3 protein-coding genes and 1 pseudogene are annotated in these 3,300 nt (G+C 65.1%); 1 reads left to right on the top strand and 3 read right to left on the bottom strand.

Going from position 1 to position 3,300, the window contains the following annotated elements; translation table 11 throughout:
- Both OP495_RS16825 and OP495_RS16830 read right to left on the bottom strand, forming a co-directional pair.
- Positions 1-308: pseudogene (locus tag OP495_RS16825) on the bottom strand (ATP-dependent DNA helicase); the annotation flags it as partial.
- Positions 305-1,981 carry a VRR-NUC domain-containing protein gene (locus OP495_RS16830; protein ID WP_280570889.1) on the bottom strand — a complete coding sequence of 559 codons (1,677 nt, stop codon included), beginning with the start codon at positions 1,979-1,981 and terminating at the stop codon, positions 305-307. The pseudogene OP495_RS16825 and the gene OP495_RS16830, both read right to left, overlap by 4 nt.
- 146 nt (positions 1,982-2,127) lie before the next feature.
- Here OP495_RS16830 and OP495_RS16835 point away from each other — a divergent pair, with 146 nt between their 5' ends.
- Positions 2,128-2,445, top strand: coding sequence for a hypothetical protein (locus OP495_RS16835; RefSeq protein WP_280561419.1), 318 nt, complete (start codon positions 2,128-2,130; stop codon positions 2,443-2,445).
- On the opposite strand, the gene OP495_RS16840 is transcribed toward OP495_RS16835, so the two are convergent.
- On the bottom strand, positions 2,399-3,300 hold a 902-nt coding region (locus OP495_RS16840), incomplete at its 5' end, for an oxygenase MpaB family protein (protein WP_280570891.1). The two genes, OP495_RS16835 and OP495_RS16840, sit on opposite strands and share 47 nt — an antisense overlap.

Raw genomic sequence — 3,300 nt, forward strand, 5'->3', positions numbered from 1 at the left:
TGGTTGTCTGGCTGGCGTGTCAGGTCGCCGCGATGGGTCTTGATCTCTTCCAGACGTCCGCGTCGCGGGTCGAAACCGTCGGCGCGCCCACGCACGCGCAGCCCGTACCCGGCCGCGCTCCAATAGACACCGTTCAAGGCGACTTCGAACTCGTAATGGGAGGCGCGACGCGAGGCGACCCAGGCATGCCCCTCGATGCCTTCTTCAGCGCTGGGCGATGGCGTGAAACGCAAGTCGAGATCGCCGCGCTTGGCGGTGAAATCGCACAGGGTGCGCACCGCCACCGTATAGTCCACTGCTTCGCTCATGACGCCCACGTCACGTGGCAGACATCGAGGGGCATGTCGTGACGTGCGCAAAACGCCAGCCACCGGCGTTGATTGTCCTGCAGGCGATCGCCCGGCCCCTTGACCTCGATCATCCGGTACTCGCCCTGCTCGGGGCGGAACTGGATCAGATCCGGCATTCCCGCACGATTGGCACGCACATCGCGCAGCAGACGCTCGAACCACAACCGCAGATGTGCCGCCGGCAGACACGCCAGCGCCATATCCAGTAGCGTGTCATCGAGCGCGTCCCACTGCACGAAAGCGGATTCGAGCCCATGCTTGTCGTGGTAAGTACGGCGGATCACGGCGCGATAGCCATGCTCGCCCTCGGACACCTCGAGACGCGCCAGACAGCGGGCGAAGAGCGTCTCGCGACGCGACGCGAACTCGGGACGCAACAGGTCCGCTGGGGCACGCTGGAATGGATGAAAGAAGGCCCCGGCAAGCGGCGCGAACACCGCATCCCAGCACAGCAAGCCGAACAGCGCATTGATCAGCGTATTCTCGACATAGTAGACCGGCATCGACGCGCACGACAGATGCTCCGCCACGGCGCGTTCCACCGACGCCGTGCGCGGTAGCGTCACCTCCAGGCGCGCCGGCATTGGCTCCTCGGTCACGGACGGCGGCGCGAGTGCCAGACGGCGATGCAGACGCGGCAAAAGGCGGTCCAGTTGTTGACGTTCGGCCTCGCTTTCCGGCGCCGCCGCAAAGTCGTTGGCCAATGCCAGGGCCTCGGCGTGGCAGTCCTGACGTTCCAGCATACGCAGGCGACGCCCGCGGGCACCGGGATGAACGCTCTTCGCGTAGAGACCTTCCGCCGCCGCCAACTCACCTTCGCGCTCACGCGCCCGCGCCAACAGGAACAGCAGCTTGCCGCGCCGATTCTCCAGCCATGGATTGGCATTCGCCGGCGGCACGTCATCGAGTATGGCGGCGATGGGTTCGCCGGCCTCCAGTCGCTCGCGACAGGCATGCAGGTGTGCGTAGGTGTAGATGTCCTCGCGGCACTGAAAGGCCCGCGAGGCCGAACTCAGCGGCACATGCTCGAAGCGGCGGACGCCAAGGTCGGCGAGCACGAACTCGCTCCAGTCCTGATGCAGGTTGCCGAAGAACATCAAGCGCAGCCGCTCGCATAGTGCCATTCGCGTCATGCGCACCACGTTGAGAGGAATCTCGGGACACCATGCGGTCAGCGGGTGCTCACCAAGGTCGGCCTCGGCGAGCACCTCGAGCATGTCCGCCTTGCGCGCGCCACGGGTGAGGCCGTGATCGCGCAACAGCCCGTTCAGGTGACGACCGATCTCGGCCTTGGTCAGCAAAGGCCATAATGCCGCCAGCGACAGTGGCGGATCGTCTTCCACCCATCCGCGTTCGATCAACGGCGCCACGGCCGAAGCCGGCGTCCCGATTTCCGCGTAGTCGAGCCGATCGTCACGGAAGGTATCGCCCTTGCGCATGACCATGCGCACCCACAGCGCCTGCGCGGGCTCGGGCAAGCTTTCAAAGTGGGCGAGGAAATCGCGCTCGGCGTCATCGAACAGATCCACGTAGCACGCCTCGAGCCAGCGCAAGGCGCTGCGGAAGTTGTGCAGATAATAAAGCGGATCGTCGAGGGACGCGGGGCGCGGCGGGAGCGGCGTAGCGTTCATGGGCGCATGATAGCAACCGCGTCTTGGCGACCCAAGCAGAGCGCACCTCGTCAGATGTTACCCTAGAACGCGACATTGCGTCGCCCTGCTACCGAGCGCCGCTTTGTTATACTCCGGGACGCATTCAATCGACGAAAGAGCTCGCCGTGAAAGACGCTTCATCCTGGCGCGAAAAGACACCGCGCCGTGCCAGCAAGTTTGGCTGCCTGGGCCTGATCGTCGGCGCCATCGCCTTCATCGTGGCGGTATACGCCATCATCATTTACTTCATCAGCCAGGGCGCGACTCCGGAAGACGAAGCCGGCGAGGAACGTGGTATCGCGCAATGCTGGCAATCGATGGCGGCGCCGGAGATGACCGATCGCCAACGCCACACAACCGAGGAGCGCTGTCAGGAGATGACCGAGCAGTTCGAGCTCAAGTACGGTCATGCGCCGTCGGTGACCCAGCCGCCGTCGTCGTAGTCCCGGCGACGCGTCGTCGTGCACGTTGCGAGGCACCATTGCGCATCGACCAGCGCAGTATCGGCACCAGCCGATGCACACCCGCCCGCACCGTGTGACGCTGCCAGCGCGGCATGTCGCGGTGGGCCATCTCGGCCGCCCAAAACGGTAGCAAGTCGACGCCGGCGCGCATCGTCAGCGCCACCAGCGGCCGCGCCAACGGGTGTGGGGCCGGCGCCCCGATCAGCAGTCTAAAGACCTCGGCGGTGCGCGCATCGAAGCACAACTGCGGACGCATCGCTTCGAGATAAGCATCGGTATCACCGCGCGTACGCGGCACGTCGCGTGCGCCCAGCGCCTCGGCGATACGCGCCACTTCGGCATAGTAACGGTCTTGGTCGGCGACGCTCAGGTCAGGGTTGCGATAGCGCAGATGTGCGGCAAGAAAGCGACTGACCTCGGCAACATGCACCCACGTCAGCAAATCCGGATCGTTGGCGGTATAGGGCTGCCCGTCAGGCGTAGTGCCCGCCACCTCGTCGTGAATGCGCCGTACCCGGTCGATGAGCCGCTCGGCATCCGCCGTGGAGGCGAAGGTGGTCGCGGCGATGAACTGGCTGGTGCGACGCAATCGGCCGAGCATGTCGTCGCGAAAGTTGGAATGATCCCACACGCCAGCCAGCGCCAGCGGATGCAACATCTGCAACATCAGCGAGCTGATGCCGCCGCACAGCATCGAGGTGAAATCGCTGTGCACGCGCCAGCACACGCTCTGCGGCCCGAAAAGGCCAGGGTCGCCCGGTGGGTGTTCATAATCGATATCGCCCAAGGCCATGCCGGTCACGCCCATGATCTGGCGCTCGATACGCCGCCTCA

The organism is Chromohalobacter sp. 296-RDG (assembly GCF_029889885.1).
Classification (GTDB): Bacteria; Pseudomonadota; Gammaproteobacteria; order Pseudomonadales; family Halomonadaceae; genus Chromohalobacter.